This is a genomic window from Streptomyces griseiscabiei (assembly GCF_020010925.1).
GTDB lineage: Bacteria > Actinomycetota > Actinomycetes > Streptomycetales > Streptomycetaceae > Streptomyces > Streptomyces griseiscabiei.
The window spans coordinates 1,029,073-1,051,513 of sequence record NZ_JAGJBZ010000001.1 but is presented as its reverse complement, the minus strand read 5'-3'; the positions used below and the strand labels follow the sequence as shown (position 1 = coordinate 1,051,513).

Sequence of the window (22,441 nt, the reverse complement as noted above, 5' to 3'; positions counted from 1 at the left end):
GTCGCACAGTTCCCCGCGCCCCTGAAAAAGCAGGGGCTGCGCCCCGTGCTTTTTCAACGGCCCGCAGGGGCCGTTGCCCTTAGGGGCGCGGGGAACTGCGCGAGAAGCCCCACCGGGCCCGCACCCGACCACACACCCAACCGGAAAGAGGTCCCGCAGCGTATGGAGCTGTTCGACACCGCCACCGTGCTCACCCGTGTTCTCACGTCGGGTGTGGTGATGAGCATCGAGAAGAGTGACCGGGAACTGCCCGGTCTGGAAAGGCTGTTGACGAAGAAGACGCGGCGGAGCAAAGCCGTGCTGCTCAACAGCCGTACCGGGGCGATCCACGCGGCGCTGGCCGGTCAGGGGATCGGCCACGGGGACGCCATAGCCCTGGCGGAGCCGGACGCGGAGACCGCCGCGTTCCTGGCCTGGCTGGGCGTGGACGTCACGACGTACGACGGCCCGGCCGCGTACGACTTCATCGCGCTGGACCCGGCGAACGCCCACCGGCTCGGCGAGCTGGTCGCGGGGGCCACCGCGCCGGCGCTGGTGGTGGACCTGACGGGCCTCGGCTTCGGACCGGCCGCCGCCGTGCTCACCGACGACCCGCGCCTGTGGGCCCGCGCCGAGCGGCTGAAGATCTTCGGCGCCTACGACCTGCGCACGATGTGGACGCAGGAGGAGGCCGACGCCGACCTCGTACCCGGCGTGCAGTTCAACTACCGGCTCAGCCCGCTGGTCGCCGCCTGTGTGCGGATGGCCCTGACCCAGGCGGCACAGAACCAGGCGGCGACGCAGCGCCCCGCCGCGACCTCCGGAGCGACCCAGTCATGATCACCGACTTTCCGAACGCGCCGCTGCCGCTGCCCAATCCGGCGGACCTCGACGACGAACTCGCCGCGCTGGGCGGCGGGGAGATCATTCCCCGGGCCATGCGCCGCACGCTCTTCCCCGTCATCACCAAGGAGGACGTGTTCAACCTGATGCTCGCCCAGCGGCAGGCGCCGGAGAAGGTCGTCGCCGACTTCGCGGAGGCCTACCGGGCGTATGTGGGCGCCGGGTTCGCGCTGCCCACGGCCAGCGGTACGTCCAGTCTGCACATGGCGCTCGTGGGCGCCGGGGTGCGGCCGGGCGACGAGGTCATCGTGCCGGCGTTCACCTTCATCGCCACCGCGCAGGCCGTCGTCGCCGCCCACGCGATCCCCGTGTTCGTCGACGTCGACCCGGTCACCTACTGCATGGACCCGGCCGCCGCGGCGGCCGCGATCACCGGGCGGACCCGGGCGCTCATGCCGGTCCATGTGCACGGACTGCCCGCCGACGTCCCCGCGCTGCGCGCCCTCGCCGACCGGCACGGCATCGCCCTCGTCGAGGACGCCTCCCACGCCCACTCCGCGAAGATCGGCGACCGTGTCGCCGGGTCGTTCGGGGACGCGGCCGGGCAGAGCCTGATGGCCGACAAGAACTTCCCGCTCGGCGGGGAGGGCGGCATCGCCTTCTTCGCGACCGAGGAGGCGTACGAGAGGGCCGCCGGATACCTCCGGCGGCACGGCATCGACTACGGCATGTCCTGGATCGCCGCCGCCTTCGGCAGCAGCCAGCTCAAGCGGCTGCCCTACTACGACGAGATCCGGGCCCGCAACGCCGCGCTGCTCGGCGAGGCCCTGCGCGGGACCGGGCTGTTCACCCCGCCGCACGTGCCGGACGGGCACGTCCACGCGTACAACATGTACCGGATCACCCTGCGTCCGGAGGCCGTAGGCCTGGACGATCTGCCCGTGCACGCCGTCAAGGAGGCCGTGCACGAACTGCTGGTCGCCGAGGGGGTGCCGGCGCGCGAGTGGCAGAACACACCCATCCCGTGCCATCTGCCCTTCCGGCACCGGGACGGGTTCGGGAACGGCTATCCGTTCAGCCTCAACCCGGGCGCCGTGCGCGACCACCGGCCGGAGGACTTCCCCGTCACCCTCGGCATGCTCGACTCCACCCTCGTCCTCTGCCGCGAGCTGCGCTCCCCGGTCGAGTACGAGCGGATCCTGCGCTACGCCGACGCCTTCCGCAAGGTCGCCCGCCGCCCCGACGCCGTCCGCAAGCTCGTCCAGGAGCGCGACTACGTCCGGCCGTACGAGAAGGCGGCCCGCCTTGGCTGACACCGGGCTCACGAACGAGAGGATCCGCGTCGCCGTCGTCGGCGCCAGCGGATACACCGGCGGCGAGGTCATCCGGCTCCTGCTCGAACACCCCCATGTCGAGCTGGCCTTCCTCTCCGCCGAACGGGCCGCAGGCGCGACCGTCGGCAGTGTGCACCCCTGGCTGCGCAACCATCCGAAGGCGGGCGGGCTGAAGTTCCGGCCACTCGCCGAACTGGCGGACCTCGACCCCGTCGACATCGCCTTCGGCTGTCTGCCGACCGGCGCGCTGCCCGAGCGGCTGCCGCTGATCGCCGCGCACGCCAAGCGGGTGCTGAACCTCGGCGGCGACTTCCGGCTGCGCGCCGAGGACGAGGTGCGCACCCACTACCCGAGGACCGCCGAGCATCCGCCGCTGGAGGACTTCGCGTACTACGTACCGGAGTTGAGCACCGAGGTGCCCGACGGACGGTTCGTGAACCTGCCCGGCTGCATGGCCGTCACCACGATCTACGCCCTCTACCCGCTGTTCGCAGGGACCGAGCCCCTCGCCACCGACAAGGTCGTCGTCGACGCCAAGACCGGCTCCACCGGCGGCGGACGCGGCGGCAACGAGCCGCCCGCCGAACGCACCGGCAACTTCCGGGTGCACAAGCTGTACGGGCACCGGCACGCACCCGAGGTCCGGCAGGCCCTCGCCGACTTCACCGGCGCGGCCGTGGACCTCCGCTTCTCCACCCACAGCCTGGACGTGGCCCGGGGCATCCTGGTCACCGCGTACGCCGAACTCCGGGACGGCGTCACCTCGTTGGACGTCAAGCGGGCCTACGCCAAGGCGTATGTCGGCAAGCCGTTCGTACGGGTCCGCCCGGCACCCAGGGCTCCGCAGGACTTCCCGATGCTCAAGGCGGTCGTCGGCTCGAACGTCGCCGAGGTCGCCATCGCGGTCCAGGGCGGCCAGGTCGTGGCCGTCGCCGCCCTCGACAACCTCATCAAGGGCGCGGCGGGACAGGCCGTCCAGGCGATGAACCTGATCAGCGGCTTCCCGGAGACGGCCGGCCTGCCCACCACGGCGGTGTCGCCATGACGGCACAACTGGAACGGCCGGTCGCGGCCGTGGAGCCCGGTCCGGCTGCCGCCACGCGTGCCACGGCCGTACCGGCCCCGCCCGCCCGCACGTCCACCCGCCCCCTCTACGTCGTCAAGGCCGGCAGCGCCACCCTCGACCGCGGCACCGTCCACAAGGAGCTGGCGGACCTGGTGGCCAGGGGCGCCCGGGTGCTGCTCGTCGCGGGCGGCGCCACCGGCATCGAGCGGCACTACGAGGCGATCGGACGGCCGATGCCCCGGCTGCGGCTGGCCAACGGGGACTCGGTGCGGTACTGCCCCCCGGCGGAGATGGCCCATCTGGTCGACGCCTACGAGCGGGTCACCCTGCCCGCCGTGGAGCGGGAGCTGCGGGCGCTCGGACTGAGCGTGTTCACCTCCGTCGCCGCGCGCGGCGGACTCGTCACCGGCCGGGCCAACCGGCCGCTGAAGGCGGTGTCCGGCGAGGGACGCGCCCTCGTCGTCCGCGACCACCGGGCCGGTGTGCCGACCGACGTCGACGTCGACGGGCTGACCGCGCTGCTGGAGGCGTACGACGTGGTCTGTCTGTCGCCGCCGGTCGCCGACCCGGCCGGCGGTGCCCCGCTGAACGTGGACGCCGACGTCCTCGCCGCCGTCCTGACCTGCGCGCTCGGCGCCGACCATCTGCGGCTGGTCACCGGCACCGCCGGGCTGCTGACCGACCCGGCCGTCCCCGGCTCGACGCTGTACGACGCCTATCCGGGCGAGGGCGCCAGGTACGCGGGCGGCAGGATGCGGCAGAAGGTACGCGCCGCCGAGATCGCCATGAAGGACAGCGGTGCCGATGTCGCCATCACCGGCCCGCACACCATGAGCGAGCCGTCCGGCTGGACGCGGTTCTGGCGGACGAAGGAGCCGGCGGCCGATCTCGGGCTGCTCACCCGGATCGCCTGTGTGCCGTCGGTGTCGCGGGACGAGGCCGAACTCGCCGCCTACCTCGCCGAATGGTGCCGGGAACGCGGGATCGACGCCCATGTCGACGAGGCGGGCAACCTCGTCGCCGTCCGCGGCGACGGGCCCCGGCGGCTGCTCCTCCTCGGCCATCTCGACACGGTCCCGCACCACTGGCCGGCCGAGTGGCGCGAGGGCGAGCTGTGGGCGCGGGGCAGTGTCGACGCCAAGGGCAGCCTCGCCAACTTCCTGGAGGTGCTCGCCCACGCGGACATCCCCGAGGGCGCGCAGCTGCGCGTGGTCGGCGCGGTCGAGGAGGAGATCTCCTCCTCCAAGGGCGCCTTCCACGTCCGCGACCGCTACCCGGCCGACGCCGTCGTCATCGGCGAGCCCAGCGGCTCGGGGACCCTGACCCTCGGCTACTTCGGGCTGTTCAAGCTCCGGGTGACCGCCTCCGTGCCCAGCGGCCACTCCGCCGGGATGGACGCGGTGTCCGCGCCGGACCGGCTGATCGACGTCCTCGGCCGGATCCGGACGGCGGTGCTCGCCGAGGCGCCGGACGCGCTCAGCGCCGTCATCGACGTCCGGGTGGAGAACGGACGCGAGCGCGCCACCGCCACCGGGATCCTCAACTTCCGGGTGCCGCCCGGCGCGGAGGTCGCCGCGCTCACGGCCGCCGCGCTCGGCCAGGTCCGCGACGACGTGGACGTCGAGGTGCTGCGGGCCACCCCCGGGCACGCCGGAGGCCGGTCCGGCGCCCTGGTCAAGGTCTTCACCCGGGCCTTCGCCCAGGCCGGGATCAGACCCCGCTTCGTGGTGAAGAAGGGCACGTCCGACATGAACACGCTGGCCACCACCTGGCACGACGTCCCGATGGTGGCGTACGGGCCCGGTGACTCCGCGCTCGACCACACCGACGAGGAACGCATCGACCCCATGGAGTACCGCACCGCCCGCTCCCTGCTCGCCGACGCCGTCCACCGGTGGTTCGCGCTGCCCGAGGGGAGCCGGCGATGACCACGGCCGTACGGGAGGAGACCCGCGTCGCGGACGACGACCTGACGGCGACGCTCACCGAACGGGCCGCCGAGGCCCGCCGGCTGGTCGTCGACATGGCGGCGAGCCCGCGCGGCTGCCATCTGGGCGGCAGCCTCTCCGTCCTCGACATCCTGATCGCCGCGCTGCACCGCGCCGCCGCCGACGACGGCACCGAGGTCGTCCTCAGCAAGGGCCACGCCGCCGCCGGGCTCTACGCGGCCCTGCACGTCAGCGGTGTCCTGCCGGAGAACCCGGCGCCGCTGTACGGCCTCGCCGGCCACCCCTACACCGGCCATCCCGGGCCCAAGGTGCCCGGCGTCCGCTTCCCCACCGGCAGCCTCGGCCACGGCGTCCCGTACGCCGCCGGGTGGGCGCTCGCGCAGCGGCTGCGGGGGCGGCACGGGCTCGGCATCGCGGTCGCCGGGGACGGCGAACTGCAGGAGGGCCTGGTCTGGGAGACCTGCCAGGTCGCCGCCGCGCAGGAACTGGGCACCTTCGTGCTCGTCGTCGACCGCAACGGCGGCCAGAACGACGGCATGGTCGCCGACATCTCCCCGCTGCCCCGGCTCGCCGAGCGCTTCACCGCGTTCGGGTTCGACGTCACCGAGGTGGACGGCCACGACCTGGCGGCCCTGACCGCCCTGTTCGCCGCGGACCGCTCCGCCGCCCGCCGCCCCCTGGCCGTCCTCGCCGACACCGTCAAGGGCAAGGGCGTCCGCGCCGTCGAGGGCAAGGCCGCCAGCCACTACGTGACCATCGACGAGGCGCGCGCCGCCAAGTGGAAGCGAGCGATCCGATGAGCCTCACCGACGAACGCCGGCCCACTCCGGCGGGCCCCGCACCCACCACCGACCCGCGCCCGGTGACCCTGTCCGGGCGGGACGCCTACCGGGACGAGCTGACCCGGCTCGCCGCCTCCGACGACACGATCGTCTGCCTGGAGGCGGACCTGGGCGGCAAGGGACACCCCTTCCAGGCCGCCCACCCGGAGCGCTTCTTCAATCTCGGGATCGCCGAGGGGGCGATGGTCGACATGGCGGCGGGGCTCGCGGCCGGCGGCCACAAGCCGTTCGTGAGCACGTTCGCGCCGTTCGCCGCGCTGCGCGCCGCCGAGAGCCTCAAGCTGACGCTCGGCTATCTGGCCGCCGGGGTCACGGTCGTCGCGCCCTACGCCGGTGTGTCCGGCGCCTGGTTCGGGACCACCCACCACTGCCTGGAGGACCTGGCGATCCTGCGCAGCGTGCCGGGCGTGACGATCGCGGCCCCCTACGGCGACGCGGAGATGCGGGCGGTCGTCCGGGAGGCGGTCCGCTCCGGGCGCCCGCACTACATCCGTACGGGACGCAACGCCAGGTACGGCTCCCTCCCGCTGCCCGGCGGCGAACTCCCGCTCGTCAACTGGGAGTTCAGGGCCGGACCCGACGACGTATGCCTGGTCTCCGTCGGCGAGGAGGGCACCCGGCTCGCCCTCGCCGCCCGGCGGTCCGTACCCGGCACCGCGCACGCGCACCTCGTGTATCTCGACCACGAGAACCTCGTGCCCGCCGCCGCCGAACTCGCCCGCCACCACTCCCGGTTCGTGGTGGTCGAGGAGCACCGGGGCCAGGGCGGCGTCGCGGAGGCGCTCGCGCTGCTGCTGCCCGCCTGCCGGGTCACCTCCGTGAGCGCGGACCGCGGCTGGCCCGCGCAGGGCGGCGACCACGAGGAGGTCATGGCCGCACTGGGCCTGGACCTGCCCGCCGTACTGGACGCGCTGGACCGGGCGTCGAGGACGTAGCCGTCCGCCGCCGCTCACCCCACCCCACGAACTGATCACACCCACCAGCCCATTCAAGGAGTCCCCGTGCACATCCTCATGATCGAATGCAACCCCAACGGCATGGCCGGCATCGCGGGCGTGCTCGACCTCGGCCACGACGTCACCCTCGTCTCGGTCGACCCCGACTTCTACCTCGCCGTCTCCCCGCTTACCGAGGCCGCGTACGCGCACCCCAACTGCCATGTCGTCAAGAGCGAACAGGCCTTCTCCATCGAGGAGCTGACGGCGCTGGCCCGCGAGATCCACGCCGAGCGCCCGGTGGACGGGGTGACCACGTACAGCGAGTACCACACCGTCCACACCGCCGCCGTCGCCGAGGCGCTGGGCCTGCCCGGGATGAGCGTCGACGGCGCCCGCAACGCCCGCCACAAGCACCTCACCCGCCTCACGCTGGACGGCAGGGGCGTCCGGCAGCCGCGCTTCGCGCACATCTCCGACCCGACGAAGGTCGAGGCCGCCGTCCGCGAGATCGGCTTCCCCTGCGTGGTGAAGCCGTCCGACGGCACCGCCAGCCTGCACGTCCTGCACCTCAAGGACGAGGACGACCTCACGGCCTACCTCGCCGAACTGGCCGAGGTCGTCGACTACGGGCGCGGCGTCGTCCGTATCCCGGACATCCTGATCGAGGAGTTCGTCACCGGTGAGCTGATCTCGGTCGAGTCCTGTGTGCTCGGCAAGGGCGAGATCGTCAACCTCGGGCTGACCGACCGTCCGCTGAGCGGCTTCCCGCACTTCATCGAGATGGGCGCCACCTACTTCACCGGACACCCGCTCCAGGACGAGCTGTTCGCGATGACCACGAAGGTCCTCGAAGAGCTGGGCGTCGACTTCGGCTTCATCCACACCGAGTTCCTGCTCGGCCCGGACGGACCGGTGCTCTGCGAGGTCAACGGCCGGCTCATCGGCGGCATCGTGCCCAGCCTGATGCAGATCAGCTCCGGCGTCGACGCCTATCTGGAGGTCATCCGCCAGGCCCTCGGCGAGCGCCCCGAACTGCCCTTCCCCGGTGAGACCGTCGCGGGCGGCCACTGGTTCGGCTCCCCGGTCGCCGGCACGGTCGAGTCCATCGGCTTCGACGGCCTGACGGACCTCCCCGGCTTCCACTCCGCCCTCGCCTACAAGAAGCCCGGTGTCGAGGTGAGCCGGCTCTCCAAGAGCAACTTCGACTGGATCGGCCACATCATCTTCACCGGCGCCGACCGCGACGAGGTCAACAAGCGCAACGAGGAGGCCCTGGACGCCATCGAGCTGCGTCTGAAGGTCGAGGTGGCCCGATGACCCCCGCCCCGCCGAGCGGCGGGCGGCTGCGGGGGGTGGCGGTCCCCGCCCTCGACCCCGGGGCGCTCTACGACATCACCACGGAGAACGGCGTCTTCACCGCCTTCACCGCCACCGGCCCCCGGCAGGGCGGCGAGCACGAGCTGTGGCCCGGCTACACCGAGACCCACGCCCATGTCGCCCTCCCCGCCAACTGGGACGACACGGTCGAGGACCCCCGGATCGTGGCCCTCCAGTACCTGTACCACGGGGTCACCCACGTCGTGGACATGTTCGGTTTCCCGCTGGCCGCCGACGCCTGGGCGGCCGGCCGGGAGGCCTCCCCGTGGCCGTACCCGGAGATCGTCCACTGCGGCTACGCGGTGACGGCGACCACCGACACGGCGGGCCGCACCGGGCACGGCGTCGAGTTCCCGGCCCCGGTGCACATGCTCTCCGTGGAGTCCGACCTCGATCACGCCCTGCGCGCCAACGCCGAACGCGGCGGCACCTTCCTGAAGGTGATGTTCACCGACGGCACCGAACAGCCCGGCAGCCCGGTCCGCTTCTCCCGCCTCTCCGAGCGGGTGCTGCGCTTCACCGCCCGCATGGCGGCGGAACGCGGCGTGACGGCGGTCATCGACTGCAACACCCTCCAGGAGACCTGCTGGGCGTACGCGTGCGGCTTCCGGCTCTTCGCCCACACCGTGCGCGACCGCACCCTCGACGCGATCGACTGGAAGGAGTTCGAGGGCGCCCGCTTCGTCTCGACGCTCGCCGGACTCCGCCCGATGATCATGACGGGGGAGGAGTTCCTCACCGAGTACGCCCGCGAGGGCTTCGCCGAGACCCAGGACGTCCGCAACCTCGACTTCGTCAGGGGCATCGAGAAGCCCTACGGCATCGAGTACGGCGTCCAGGAGACCCGCACCGCCGCCCTCGCCGACATGCGCCGCAACGCCCTGGCCGCGCTGAGCCGGGGCGACCTGCTGATCGGCACCGACTCCGGCAACACCGGCGCCTACCACGGCTATTCACTGCTCGGCGAACTGGATCTGCTGCGCGGCGACGACCCCTCGCTGGACCGGATGCTGCGCCACGGGGCCACGGTCGGCGGGCGCCGCTACTTCGACGAGCTGAGCGGCGGCCCGGCGGGCGAGCACCCGCTGAGCGCCGGCGCCCCCGCCACCTACAACCTCCTGCCCGCCGCCACCCCGGACCGCCCGCTGTCGGCCCTGCCCGTCAGCACGGTCGTCCGGGGCACGGACCTCGACCGCCCGGCGCTCGCCCGCGCGATAGCGGACCTGCGCGCCCCCCGTACTCCGTCCGACCCGAAGGGAACGACCGCGTGACCACCGAACGCAGGCGGGCGCTGATCGGCGTGAACGCCGGCATCTTCCTCGCCCACATCGGGAACTTCATCTGGTTCCCCGTCCTCGTCGCCTCCCTCGGCGGCACGGACAGCGGCTTCTGGGCCGGCGTCGTGATGTGCATGACGTACGTCGGCCGCCTCGCCGCGACCTTCTTCTACGAGGGGGTCGCGGCCCGGATCGGCATCCGGGGCGCGGTGTTCGCGGGCACCGCGACGGAGGCGGTCGCGCTGGGCCTGATGGGCTTCGGCAGCGGAGTCGTCGTGTACAGCGTGCTGGCCCTCTTCATCGGCCTCGGCTCCGGCACGGCTTTCCCCGGCCTGAAGAACATCCTCGTCTCGTACCCCGACGACGAGCGCCCGAAGGCGTTCTCGACCTTCCAGATGTCGGCCCAGGTGGGTCTCTTCGGCGGCGCGCTGGCCGGCGGTCTCCTCGCGGACGTCGACCTGCGCACCCTCTTCTCCGTCGTCTTCGCGATCTTCATCGGCTTCTGCCTGGCGGCGTCCGCGTTCATCCCGAGGGACGGCTTCGGGGAGCCGCCGGCGAAGGAGCACAAGCCGCTCGTCAGCACGGCGGTCTTCAAGGGCATCGAGGTCCGCGGCGCCACCCGCTACTTCCTCCTCTCCGCCGTCTTCTGGTTCCTCTCCATCGGCTTCATGGTCGGCATCCCGCTGCACATGGAGGAGTACGCGTCGGGGTGGGCGCCGTCGGCCCCGTTCTGGATCACGGGGCTGACCGTCCTGGTCCTCCAGTACCCCCTGTTCAAGTTCCTCATCAAGCACCTGCGCCCCGGTGCGGTGATGGCCCTGGGCCTGGCGGGGATGGTCGTCGCGTTCACGGCGTTCGGTGCGGGGCGCTCCGCTGTGTGGGTGGTCGTCGGCTGCCTCACCGTCGTCCTCGGCGAGATCCTCTTCGTCCCCTCCTTCGACATCTGGGTCGCCCGCAAGGTCCCCGCCGACCGTCTCGCCAAGGCGATGGGCGCCATGCACTTCTTCCGCAGCGCCGGCAACATGATCGGCTCCCTGCTCGCCGGCATCCTCTTCGACCTCTCCCTCTCCTGGGACCTCCCCGGCGGCAACTGGTACATCGCCGCGCTGATCGCCGCGGGTTGCGCGTTCGTCTGCCTGTTCAGCAAGGACGAGGTGGTCGCGGGTGACGTGGAGCCGACGGCGGCGGCGGAGGAGGAGCGGGCGGAGGCTTCGGCGTAGGGGGCGCGTTCTGGGGAGGGGGTGCGGGTTCGTTGGCGGGTGCGGCTCCGGTGGGGCTTCTCGCGCAGTTCCCCGCGCCCCTAAAACCCCAGGCCCCTGCGGGCCTGGAAAGCCACGGCCCTGCGGGCCTGAAAAGCACCGGGGCTCCGGGCCTGAAAAGCGACGGGGCTGCGGGCCTCGAAGACGGTGGGCGGGCAGGGAAGGCGGTGGGCGGACGGGAAAGACGCTGGGCGGGCGGGAGAGACGCTGGGCGGGCGGGAGAGACGCTGGGCGGGCGGGGAAAAGCAAGGGGCGCAGCCCCTGCTTTTCAGGGGCGCGGGGAACTGCGCGACCAGCCCCCACCGGACCCGCACCCGCCGACGAACCCCCACCCCCCACCCCAAACGGCGCCCCCCAAATATTGCGGGGGGATGAAATCCCTCTCCCGCCGTGTTGGTGTCATGCGGAGACCAGGACGAACAGGAGGGCACCGGCGTGGCAGCGCACCAGGGGGGCGACCGAGGTTGGGCGCGAAGGCTGACCGGATACGCCTGGCGGTACCCGAAGAACGTGATCCTCGCCCTCGGCTCCTCCCTCGCCGGCATGGCGGTGATGGCCCTGGTCCCCCTGATCACCAAGGTGATCATCGATGACGTGATCGGGGACAACACCAGGGACATGACCCCCTGGGCGGCGGCCCTGATCGGCGCCGCCCTCCTCGTGTACGTCTCCACCTACATCCGCCGCTACTACGGCGGCCGTCTCGCCCTCGACGTCCAGCACGACCTGCGGACGGAGATGTACGGCACGATCACCGGCCTCGACGGGCGACGGCAGGACGAGCTGTCCACCGGCCAGGTCGTCGGCCGCGCCACCAGCGACCTCCAGCTGATCCAGGGCCTTCTCTTCATGCTGCCGATGACCATCGGCAACATCCTGCTGTTCCTGATCTCCCTCGGGATCATGGCCTGGCTCTCCCTCCCGCTCACCCTGGTCGCGATCGCCGTCGCCCCCGCCCTGTGGTGGATCGCCGCGCGCAGCCGCAGCAAGCTGCACCCGGCCACCTGGTACGCCCAGGCCCAGGCCGCCGCCGTCGCCGGTGTGGTCGACGGCGCGGTCAGCGGCGTACGCGTGGTGAAGGGGTTCGGGCAGGAGGAGCAGGAGACCGGGAAGCTCAGGGAGGTCGGCCGGCGGCTCTTCGCGGGGCGGCTGCGCACCATCCGGTTCAATTCCCGGTACACCCCCGCCCTCCAGGCCGTCCCCGCCCTCGGCCAGGTCGCGATGCTGGCCCTCGGCGGCTGGCTGGCCGTGCGCGGCCACATCACGCTCGGCACCTTCGTCGCCTTCTCCACCTACCTCGCCCAGCTCGTCGGCCCGGTCCGGATGCTCGCCCTGGTGCTCACCGTCGGCCAGCAGGCCCGCGCCGGCACGGAACGCGTCCTGGAGCTGATCGACACCGAGCCGAGCCTCACCGACGGCACCAAGACCCTCCCCGCCGACGCCCCCGCGACCGTCGAGTTCGACGACGTGTCCTTCGGCTACCAGGACGCCTCCGGAAAGACCAGCCCCGTCCTCGACGGTCTCAGCTTCGAGATCCGCCCCGGCGAGACCCTCGCCGTCGTCGGCTCCTCCGGCTCCGGCAAGTCGACCGTGTCGCTCCTCCTGCCGCGCTTCTACGACGTGACGCGCGGCGCCGTCCTGATCGGCGGCCACGACGTCCGCGAGCTGACGCAGGACTCGCTGCGGGCCGCGATCGGACTGGTCCCCGAGGACTCGTTCCTCTTCTCCGACACCGTCCGCGCCAACATCGCCTACGGTCGCCCCGACGCGACCGACGAGCAGATCGAGACCGCCGCCCGCGCCGCCCAGGCGGACCGTTTCATCGCCGAGCTGCCCGAGGGCTACGCCACCAAGGTCGGCGAGCACGGCCTCACCCTCTCCGGCGGCCAGCGCCAGCGCGTCGCCCTGGCCCGGGCGATCCTCACCGACCCCCGGCTCCTCGTCCTCGACGACGCGACCTCGGCGGTGGACGCCCGCGTCGAACACGAGATCCACGAGGCGCTCCAGCACGTCATGGCGGGCCGTACGACCCTGCTGATCGCCCACCGGCGCTCCACCCTGGGCCTCGCCGACCGCATCGCCGTCCTCGACGAGGGCCGCCTCGCCGACATCGGCACCCATGAGGAGCTGGAGCGCCGCTCCGCCCTCTACCGCCGCCTGCTCACCGACCCCGACGAGCTGGGCGGTGTCTCGCCCGGCCACACCCCGTCGGCCGCCCACTCGCTGACCAAGGCCGACGACAGCCCCGTACGCGACTCGATACGGGACGAGCTGGACGCCGAGTTCGACGCCGAGCGCGGGATCACGCCCCGGCTGTGGACGGGGGACCGGGAGCCCCGGGACGCCGCCTTCGACGGCACGCCCGCCACCCCCGAACTCCTCGCCCAGGTCGAGGCGCTGCCCCCGGCGACCGACACCCCCGCCGTGGACGAGGCCCGCGCGGTCGCGCCGGAGGAGTCGTACGGGCTGAAGCGGCTGCTGCGCGGCTTCGGGGTGCCCCTCGCCCTGAGCCTGGCCCTGGTCGCCGTGGACGCGGGCATGGGGCTGCTGCTGCCCGTGCTGATCCGGCACGGCATCGACGACGGGGTCTCGCAGGCGGCCCTCGGCGCGGTGTGGGCCGCGTCCCTGCTGGGGCTGCTCGCGGTGGTCGTCCAGTGGGCGGCGCAGGTCGGCGAGATGCGGATGACCGGCCGTACCGGCGAACGCGTCCTCTACTCGCTCCGGCTGAAGATCTTCGCCCAGCTCCAGCGCCTCGGACTCGACTACTACGAGCGGGAGCTGACCGGGCGGATCATGACGAGGATGACGACGGACGTCGACGCCCTCTCGACCTTCCTGCAGACCGGCCTGGTCACGGCCTTCGTCTCCGTCGTCACCTTCTTCGGCATCATGGTCGCCCTGCTCGTCCTCGACGTACAGCTCGCCCTCGTCGTCTTCGCCACGCTCCCGCCGCTGATCGTCTGTACGGTCTACTTCCGCCGGGCCAGCGTGAAGGCGTACGAGCTGGCGCGTGAGCGGGTGTCCGTGGTGAACGCGGACCTCCAGGAGTCGGTCGCCGGGCTGCGGATCGTGCAGGCGTTCCGCCGCGAGCGCGACGGCGGCGCGCGGTTCGCGGCCGGCAGCGACAGCTACCGTCAGGCCCGCGTCCACGGTCAGTGGCTGATCTCGGTCTACTTCCCGTTCGTGCAGTTCCTGTCCTCGGCCGCGGCGGCGGCCGTCCTGATCGTCGGCGCCCACCGCGTCGACGCGGGCACCCTGACCACCGGCGCGCTGGTGGCGTACCTCCTCTACATCGACCTGTTCTTCGCCCCCGTCCAGCAGCTCTCCCAGGTCTTCGACGGCTACCAGCAGGCCACCGTCTCCCTGGGCCGCATCCAGGAACTCCTCCAGGAGCCCACCTCCACGAAGGCGGCCTCCGCACCCCGGAAGGTGCCGTCCCTGCGCGGCGACATCGTCTTCGAGGACGTCGACTTCGCGTACGGCGCCGACACCGAGGGGGAAGCGGCCCTCAGCGACGTGCGGTTGTCGATCCCCGCCGGGCAGACCGTCGCCTTCGTCGGCGAGACCGGCGCGGGCAAGTCGACGCTCGTGAAGCTCGTCGCCCGCTTCTACGACCCCACCGGCGGCCGGGTCACCGTCGACGGCACCGATCTGCGCGACCTCGACCTCACCGCGTACCGGCACCGCCTCGGTGTCGTCCCGCAGGAGGCGTACCTCTTCCAGGGCACCATCCGCGACGCCATCGCCTACGGGCGCCCGGACGCGACCGACGCCGAGGTGGAGGCCGCCGCCCGTGCCGTCGGCGCCCACGACATGATCGCCACGCTCGACGGCGGCTACCTCCACGAGGTCGCCGAGCGGGGCCGCAACCTCTCCGCCGGGCAGCGCCAGCTGATCGCGCTGGCCCGCGCGGAGCTGGTGAACCCCGACATCCTGCTCCTCGACGAGGCGACGGCCGCCCTGGACCTGGCCACCGAGGCCCAGGTCAACCACGCCACCGACCGCCTGGCCGGCCGCCGCACCACGCTCGTGGTGGCCCACCGCCTCACCACGGCGGCCCGCGCCGACCGGGTCGTGGTCATGGCGGGCGGCCGGGTCGCCGAGGACGGCACCCACGACGAACTGCTGGCCCGCGACGGCCGGTACGCGGCGCTGTGGCGGACCTTCGTGGGCGAGCCGGCGCTGAAGCCGTAGCGGCGGTTCGGTCCGAGCGCGCAACCGTTCGAGGGGGGTCGTGCGTCCGTACATCAGTACGGTCGTGTGGCGGGAGGGGAAGCGGTGAGCAGGCGTGGGGTACGTCGGCCGATGGCGCTCGTGCTGGCCGTGCTGACGATCGCCGGTCTGCTGACCCTGGCCGGACCGGCGACCGGTGCGCAGGCCGCCCCGCAGGCCGCCCCGAACGCCGCCGCGACGTCCTGCCCCGGCCGCAAGGTGCGCACGCTGACCTTCGACACCGGGACCGTACGGGTCTACCGCAAGGGCGGCCGTCATGTGTGCGCCGTGCTCGTGCCCCGGAAGAAGGCCCACAAGGGGACCCTGCGCATCCGGGCGTGGGGCGGCCGGTGGGTGCGCAACGCGAAGCGCCCGGCCGGTCCCGTGACCGTCCACGCGGGCCGGCGCGCTGTGTGGATCAAGGCCAGGGCGGGCGGCAGGACCTACGACTCGGGCTGGATCCTGCGCTGACCGAGCCGCGCCGCACAGGGTTTTCCCTACCGCTCCCATCTGCGGCCGAAAGCAGTCCAGTTGGCCCCTTTCTTCCCTGGTGCCCCGGCGATGGCTCCGATAGCTTCCGGCGCACAGCCGCTGCATAGGGGAGAAACGCATGCGCAAAGCACTCAGGTGGGTGCTGTCGCTCGTGGTGCTCATCGGCACGTTGAGCACGGCGGGGGCGGCCACGGCCGCCGGGTCGGACACCGCTGACATCAAGGACCGACTGCTCGCCATCAAGGGCGTGAGCCTGATCCAGGAGAAGCCGTACCCGGGTTACCGCTTCTTCGTCCTCAACTTCACCCAGCCGGTGGACCACAGGAACCCGAAGAAGGGCACGTTCCAGCAGCGGATCACCGTGCTGCACAAGGACACCGCCCGCCCGACGGTCTTCTACACCGGCGGCTACAGCGTCTCCACCAACCCCGGCCGCCGTGAGCCCACGCAGATCGTGGACGGCAACCAGGTCTCCATGGAGTACCGCTTCTTCAGCCCGTCACGCCCCGACCCGGCCGACTGGTCCAAGCTGGACATCTGGCAGGCGGCCAGCGACCAGCACCGGATCTTCCGGGCGCTGAGGAAGATCTACCGCGAGAACTGGGTCTCGACCGGCGGCTCGAAGGGCGGCATGACCGCCACCTACTACGAGCGCTTCTACCCGCACGACATGGACGGCGTCGTCGCGTACGTCGCCCCCAACGACGTCGTCAACAAGGAGGACTCGGCCTACGACCGGTTCTTCGCCAAGGTCGGCACCAAGGAGTGCCGCGACCGGCTGAACGCGGTGCAGCGCGAGGCGCTGGTGCGCCGTGAGCCGCTGGAGAAGAAGTACGCGGAGGTCGCCGCCGCCGAGGGCTTCACCTTCGACACGGTCGGCAGCCTCGACAAGGCGTACGAGGCGGTCGTCCTCGACTACGTGTGGGGCTTCTGGCAGTACAGCCTGCTCGCCGACTGCGACAGCGACGTCATACCGAAGGACGCCAAGAAGGCCACGGACGACGAGATCTGGACGTCCATCGACACGATCTCCGGCTTCTCCTTCTACACCGACCAGGGCCTGGAGCCGTACACGCCGTACTACTACCAGGCCGGTACGCAGCTGGGCGCGCCCACGATCGACTTCCCGCACATCGAGAAGAAGTACATCCGCTACGGCTACCAGCCGCCCCGGAACTTCGTGCCGCGTGACATCAGCATGAAGTTCCAGCCGCAGGCGATGCGGGACGTCGACACCTGGGTCCGCGACAACGCCAAGCAGATGCTCTTCGTCTACGGGCAGAACGACCCGTGGGGCGCCGAGCCGTTCCACCTGGGCAAGAAGGCCCGTGACTCGTACGTCTTCACGGCCCCCGGCGCCAACCACGGCGCCAATGTCGCCGGTCTCGTCGAGGCGCAGAAGGACCTGGCCACGGCCCGGATCCTGAAGTGGGCGGGTGTCGCCCCGGCCGCCGTCCAGGCGGACCCGAGCCAGGCGAAGCCGCTGGCGAAGTTCGACTCCAAGCTCGACAAGCGGGACGTCGAGCGGGAGCCCGCGCTGCGGCCGTGACAGGCCGTCCGTCCGGCTGAGCCGGGCCCCGGTGCCGCCTCATGGTGGCACCGGGGCCCGGTCGTCGGTGGTGTCCGGTCGTCGGTGGTGCCCGGTCGTTCACACCGGCACCGCGCACCCCACCGGCCGGCTGCCGCCGCCCAGCCGCACATACAGCTCGGTCGTGGCCGGGCACCGCTCCTTCGTGGCGACGGCCGTCGTCACCTCGTACTCCGGATCGTGCCGGCCGTTGCCGTCGCAGGCCGTCTCCCGGACCTCGCCCCGCCCGGCCCCGTAGACGCAGTCGCCGACGATGGTGCGGGGCCCGCCCCCGCCGCCGGGGTCGCCCGGGTGCGGCGGCTGCAGCTTGCGCATACAGGCGTAGCCCTGCGGCACGGAACCGTCGCCGTCCTCGTCGTCGCCGTCCCGCTCGTCGGTGGACTCGCTGATGTGCAGGACGAAGTCGGTGGTCGGCGGGCAGAGCGGCCCCTGCCCCACCCGGCCGTCGTGCCGGGCCACGACCCGGGCGGCGGCCCGCTCGCCCGCGCAGGGCACCTCGGTGAAGCTGGTCGTCCCGAACGAACTGCACTCGTCGACCCCGAGGAACACCGTCCCGTACCCGGTCGGCCGGGTCGGCGCGGTCGTGACCGTGGCCGCCGCCGACGCGGGCTCCCCGCCCACCCCGCCCGACCAGGCCTGACACCCCGACAGCGCGGCGACGGCCAGCACCGCGGTCGACAGCAGCAGCCCGGTACGCACTCCTCGCATGAACCACCCCCCGATGTACCCGTCCAGCGTGCCCCTCCCCTCAGGGGCACGCCAGACGAACCGGGTGCTTTGCGCACGTCGGTGGGGTGACGACGGGTGTGTGTCGTAGGCCGGGTACGTCAGTCCGTGTCCGAGGCCGGGTACGTCAGTCCGTGTCCGATCGGGTACAGCACCGACTCCGGGTCACCGGCCTTCTGCACCGGCACCGGCAGCCTGCCGCGCGGCGCGACCCGCCCGGCCAGCACCCGCGCCGCCGCCCGCACCTCGACGTCCGTCCAGGAGTACGAGGCCAAGAAGCCCTTCACGCCCGGCAGTTGGGCCACGTCGTACGGGTTGCGGACGGCGACGGCGACCACCGGCACCCCGGTGGCGACCAGCCGCTCGACCAGGGTCCGCTGCGTACTGTCCGCCGTCACGTTGTACGTTGCCACGACCACCGCGTCCTTGCCCCCGGCCGCCGCCACGGCCCGGTCGACGAGGTCCGGCGTCGGGGCCGTACCGGTCGACAGGCTGGTGGTGGTGAAGCCGAGGGAGGCGAGCTCGGCGGCGAGGACGGCCGTGGGCGGTCCCGTGGTGCCCGACGGGGACGCCGGGTCGGCGCCGACCACCAGCACGTTGCGGTGCGTACGCCGGGACAGCGGCAGCAGCGGCCCCTCGTTGACCAGGAGGGTCGTGGTCCGCTCGGCGATCCGGTCGGCGGTGTCCAGATGCCGCCGGACGCCCACGATCCGGTCCACGCCTCCCTCGTCGACATACGGCCGCTCGAACAGCCCGAGCCGCGCCTTGAGCCGCAGGATGCGCAGGACCGACTCGTCGAGCCGCGCCTCGGTCGGCTCACCCGCCCGTACGGCGGCCAGGACCGCGTGCCACGCCACGTCGATCGAGGGCGGGTTGAGCAGCTGATCCACCCCGGCCCTCAGCGCCAGCACCGGCACCTGGTCGTCGCCGTACTTCTCCCGTACGCCCTGCATCCCGAGCGAGTCGGTGACCACGACGCCGTCGTAGCCCAGCTCGCCGCGGAGGATGCCGGTGAGGATCGGGCGGGAGAGGGTGGCCGGGTCGCCTGAGGGGTCCAGGGCCGGGACCATGATGTGCGCGGTCATGATCGAGTCGATGCCGGCCCGGATCGCGGCGCGGAACGGCGGGGCGTCCAGGGCCGTCCACTGCGCGCGGGTGTGCTCGATGACCGGGAAGCCGTAGTGGCTGTCGACGGCCGTGTCCCCGTGCCCCGGGAAGTGCTTGGCGGTGGCCGCCACCCCCGCGCCCTGATAGCCCTTCACCTGCGCGGCGACCAGCCCCGCGACGGCCTCGGGGTCGGCGCCGAAGGACCGGACGCCGATGACCGGGTTGGCCGGGTTGACGTTCACGTCGGCGACCGGTGCGTAGTCCTGCCGCACGCCGAGCGCGCGCAACTCGGCGCCCCCGACGCGCCCCGCCTCACGGGCGTCGGCGGGCGAACCCCCCGCTCCCAGGGCCATCGCCCCCGGCAGCAGCGTGGCGGGCGCGCCGACCCTTGCCACGGCACCATGCTCCTGGTCGGTGGAGACGAGGACGGGCAGACCGCGGGGGAGGGCGAGGGAGGCGCGCTGGATGCCGTTGGAGAGGGCGGCGATCTGGTGCGGGTCGCGGGTGTTGTGCGCCCACGAGAAGTAGATGATCCCGCCGACCCGGTACTTCGCCAGCAGCTCGGCGGCCGTCCGGACCCCGATCTCCTGGAGGTTGGCGTCGATGTCGGCCTGGTCCGGCGCGGTCGCCGAGTGCCCGTAGACCCGCATCACGAAGAGCTGGCCGACCTTCTCCTCCAGGCTCATCCGGGAGACGAGGCGGCGGAGCGAGGTGTCGTCGTGTGTGCTGTCGGCGGCGTCGGCCCGTGCGTCGGTGCCGAGGGCCAGGGCCGTGGTGACGCCGGCCGTGGCGGCGAGAACGGTACGTCTGGAGGGCACGTGCGGCGCTCCTTCCGGAGATCTGCTGAAGGAAACTTCCAAGGTGTCACGATTATCCGGGAAGTTTCTTTCGGTCAAGGGACCGCACGGCGACACATGAGGGGCCGTCACCGGCGCTGAGGAGGGGGGCGCACCGATGACGGCGTGCCGCCGGCCGCAGGCGGTGGAGAGGGTTGGTCAGCGATCGCAGCCAGCAGCGAGGCCGACACCGCACTGCGGAGACTCATCCGGCGGCGTGGGGGTTGGACGGGGCGGGGTGGGTTCGGGTTCCCCGGGGAGGAGCGATTTCGGGAAGTCGGTACGGGTGGGGTTGGGGGTGGTCAGGGGGGTGGGGGGTGCGGGTTCTTTGGCGGGTGCGGGCCCGGTGGGGCTTCTCGCGCAGTTCCCCGCGCCCCTGAAAAGCCGGGGCTGCGCCCCGTGCGTCTCAGGCCCGCCACCTCGGGTGATCTTTCAGGCCCGCTGCCGCCGGTGGTCTTTCAGGCCCGCCGCCGGTGGGCTTTCAGGCCGCGGAGGGCTGGTCTTCCAGGCCCGCAGGGGCCTGGTCTTTCAGGGGCGCGGGGAACTGCGCGAGCAACCACGAACCACCCGCACCCGCCGACGAATCCGCACCCCCACCCCCCTAGGCGCCCCTCGCCGCGACGTCCGCACACCTTCCACTAACCTCCAGGCCATGACCGCCCCCGAGCCCACCATCGTCGCCACCTCGGGCGGCCACCGCGTCGGTGACCGCACCCGGGTGACCTTCCACTCCCTCGTGCACCACGCCGTCGAGCTGTCGGGGGTGAGCGGGCGGCGGCCGAAGGTCATGTACATCGGCACGGCGATCGGGGACGCCGAGCACATGACCGCGCGCATGAGCGAGGCGGCACGGGTCGCGGGCTTCGATCTGACACCGCTCGCGCTCTTCCCGATGCCGAACATCGAGGACATCGAGGCGGCCGTCCTCGACCAGGACGTCGTCTGGGTCATGGGCGGCTCGGTCGCCAACCTGCTGGCCGTCTGGCGCGTCCACGGACTCGACGGCATCCTCCGTCGGGCCTGGCAGTCCGGCGTCGTCCTCAGCGGGGTCAGCGCGGGCTCCATCTGCTGGTTCCACGGCGGTACGACGGACTCCTTCGGCCCGCGACTCCGCCCGGTGACCGACGCGTTGGGGTTCCTCCCGTACGGCAACGGCGTCCACTACGACGTCGACGAGGGCCGCCGCCCCCTGACCCACCGCCTCGTCGCCGACGGCACCCTGCCCGAGACCCACTGCACGGACGACGGCGTCGGTCTCGTCTACCACGGCACCCGTCTGACGGAGGCGGTCACCGAACTCCCGGGCAAGGGCGCGTACATCGTGCGGCGCGAGGGCGACGCGGCGGTGGAGGAACGAGTACAGCCCCGACTGCTGCGGGAGCCCGGCGCCTAGTGGCCCGCCGCCGGTCGCCGTTCGAGGCTGCGGGGCCCCGGTCTCTTAGGGGCGCGGGGAACTGCGCGACCAGCCCCCCCCCACCAGCCCCCCACCGGACCCGCACCTGAAAACGCACCCGGCGGCGAACCCCGCTCACCACGGCTGGACCCGGCGCCCCGTCCCCTGGGGCTCCGGTGGAGCCGTCCGGCGGGGACGGGGGGCGAAGAGGGAGCCGGAGGGGTCGGGGTCCGGGTGCTGGAGGGGGACGTCGGGGCGGTCGGCGCGCCAGGGGCCGCGCTGGGGCTCCCGCCCGCGCGTGGCGGCTGACCGGTCCCAGTCGCCCTCGCCCAGGACGAGCATCGGGTCGAACATCACGACCACGCCCGCGAGAAGCAGGAAGATGACCGGCCCGATGAGCATGGGCAGCAGGATCGACGTGGGCGACTCGCCGGTGAACGTGCCGCCGGTGGTGCCGTGCAGGTGCACGCCCACCGCGGCCATGCCCGTGTAGTGCATGCCGGAGACCGCTACCCCCATCACCAGGCTGGCCCCCAGACTGGTGAGGAACCCCCGGATCGACACGGCCGCCCACAGCGCGGCGGTCGCGGCGGCGATGGCGATGCCGACGGAGAGGGCGACGACCGCGATGTCGTACTGGATGTAGCCGTTGAACTGGATCGCGGCCATGCCCAGATAGTGCATCGCGGCCACACCGAGCCCCGTGACGCAGCCCGCCGAGCACAGCGTGGACGTGCTGACGCCGCGGTAGCCCACCGCGAAGACCCCGATACCGACGACCGCGATGGCGACGGCGAGGCTGAGCACGGTCAGCCCCACGTCGTAGCGGATCTGGCTCTCCTTCACCCGGAAGCCGACCATCGCGATGAAGTGCATGGTCCAGATGCCGCACCCGATGCACGCGGCGCCCAGCGCCAGCCAACCCGGCTTCCAGGACTGTTCGTTGTAGACCGACCTGACCACACAGCGCAGTCCGAGCGCCGCGCCCAGGCAGGCCATGACATAGGCGGCCACCGGGGTGACCGCACCGTAGCTGAATCCGTCGACCGTGCCTTGCATATGCCAAATCCCCCCGATACATGGCCAGTTGCGCATGGCTGTTGCGGGAGGTAAGTCTGCTGTAAGGGCGTACCGCAGCGCTCAGTTTTCCAAGAGTTACTGTCGGTAATTGTCCGACGGGTGATCGGCTTTGGGTGACTCGATACTGATTCGTGGTCAAAACC

General features: G+C 72.3%; 16 protein-coding genes. 13 read left to right on the top strand and 3 right to left on the bottom strand.

The genetic code is table 11. The annotated features are described in order from the left end of the window. Positions 1-162: 162 nt before the first annotated feature. The 12 genes from J8M51_RS04510 (at position 163) to J8M51_RS04455 (ending at position 17,117) form a co-directional block, all read left to right on the top strand. Positions 163-819, top strand: a complete 657-nt coding sequence (locus J8M51_RS04510) for a PLP-dependent aminotransferase family protein (RefSeq protein ID WP_086763346.1) — start codon at positions 163-165, stop codon at positions 817-819. Then, positions 816-2,135 (top strand): DegT/DnrJ/EryC1/StrS aminotransferase family protein, encoded by a 1,320-nt coding sequence (locus tag J8M51_RS04505; protein ID WP_086763348.1) that lies wholly within the window; start codon positions 816-818, stop codon positions 2,133-2,135. The genes J8M51_RS04510 and J8M51_RS04505 overlap by 4 nt, the downstream gene beginning before the upstream one ends. Continuing rightward, positions 2,128-3,201, top strand: coding sequence for an N-acetyl-gamma-glutamyl-phosphate reductase (argC, locus tag J8M51_RS04500; RefSeq protein ID WP_267298978.1), 1,074 nt, complete (start codon positions 2,128-2,130; stop codon positions 3,199-3,201). The genes J8M51_RS04505 and argC overlap by 8 nt, the downstream gene beginning before the upstream one ends. Then, a complete protein-coding gene (locus tag J8M51_RS04495; protein WP_267298977.1) occupies positions 3,198-5,150 on the top strand; it encodes a M20/M25/M40 family metallo-hydrolase in 1,953 nt (650 codons plus the stop codon). The genes argC and J8M51_RS04495 overlap by 4 nt, the downstream gene beginning before the upstream one ends. Then, complete coding sequence (locus J8M51_RS04490; protein WP_086764039.1) at positions 5,147-5,971, top strand: thiamine pyrophosphate-dependent enzyme; 825 nt, start codon at positions 5,147-5,149, stop codon at positions 5,969-5,971. The genes J8M51_RS04495 and J8M51_RS04490 overlap by 4 nt, the downstream gene beginning before the upstream one ends. Further along, a complete protein-coding gene (locus J8M51_RS04485; protein ID WP_216589163.1) occupies positions 5,968-6,948 on the top strand; it encodes a transketolase family protein in 981 nt (326 codons plus the stop codon). Before J8M51_RS04490 ends, J8M51_RS04485 begins: the two co-directional genes overlap by 4 nt. A 66-nt stretch (positions 6,949-7,014) precedes the next feature. After that, positions 7,015-8,268 (top strand): ATP-grasp domain-containing protein, encoded by a 1,254-nt coding sequence (locus tag J8M51_RS04480; RefSeq protein WP_086764037.1) that lies wholly within the window; start codon positions 7,015-7,017, stop codon positions 8,266-8,268. Further along, entirely contained in the window at positions 8,265-9,599 is a 1,335-nt protein-coding gene (locus J8M51_RS04475) for an amidohydrolase family protein (RefSeq protein ID WP_086764035.1), read from the top strand. Before J8M51_RS04480 ends, J8M51_RS04475 begins: the two co-directional genes overlap by 4 nt. Next, positions 9,596-10,825, top strand: a complete 1,230-nt coding sequence (locus J8M51_RS04470) for an MFS transporter (RefSeq protein WP_086764033.1) — start codon at positions 9,596-9,598, stop codon at positions 10,823-10,825. Before J8M51_RS04475 ends, J8M51_RS04470 begins: the two co-directional genes overlap by 4 nt. A gap of 474 nt (positions 10,826-11,299) precedes the next feature. After that, a complete protein-coding gene (locus J8M51_RS04465; protein WP_267298976.1) occupies positions 11,300-15,058 on the top strand; it encodes an ABC transporter ATP-binding protein in 3,759 nt (1,252 codons plus the stop codon). A gap of 111 nt (positions 15,059-15,169) precedes the next feature. After that, a complete protein-coding gene (locus J8M51_RS04460; RefSeq protein WP_086761818.1) occupies positions 15,170-15,547 on the top strand; it encodes a hypothetical protein in 378 nt (125 codons plus the stop codon). Between the two features lie 139 nt (positions 15,548-15,686). After that, a complete protein-coding gene (locus tag J8M51_RS04455) occupies positions 15,687-17,117 on the top strand; it encodes a S28 family serine protease (RefSeq protein WP_086761817.1) in 1,431 nt (476 codons plus the stop codon). Between the two features lie 99 nt (positions 17,118-17,216). Here the strand turns inward: J8M51_RS04455 and J8M51_RS04450 are convergent, their stop codons facing one another. Beyond that, a complete protein-coding gene (locus J8M51_RS04450) occupies positions 17,217-17,864 on the bottom strand; it encodes a hypothetical protein (RefSeq protein WP_216591456.1) in 648 nt (215 codons plus the stop codon). Positions 17,865-17,983: 119 nt separating this feature from the next. Beyond that, the gene (locus J8M51_RS04445; protein WP_267298975.1) at positions 17,984-19,807 is read right to left on the bottom strand and encodes a glycoside hydrolase family 3 protein; all 1,824 of its coding nucleotides are present in this window, start codon (positions 19,805-19,807) and stop codon (positions 17,984-17,986) included. Positions 19,808-20,477: 670 nt separating this feature from the next. Here J8M51_RS04445 and J8M51_RS04440 point away from each other — a divergent pair. After that, positions 20,478-21,218, top strand: coding sequence for a Type 1 glutamine amidotransferase-like domain-containing protein (locus J8M51_RS04440; protein WP_086763402.1), 741 nt, complete (start codon positions 20,478-20,480; stop codon positions 21,216-21,218). 135 nt (positions 21,219-21,353) lie between these two features. Here J8M51_RS04440 and J8M51_RS04435 read toward each other — a convergent pair whose 3' ends face one another. Further along, positions 21,354-22,277 (bottom strand): MHYT domain-containing protein, encoded by a 924-nt coding sequence (locus J8M51_RS04435; RefSeq protein WP_216591698.1) that lies wholly within the window; start codon positions 22,275-22,277, stop codon positions 21,354-21,356. Between the last annotated feature and the right edge of the window lie 164 nt (positions 22,278-22,441).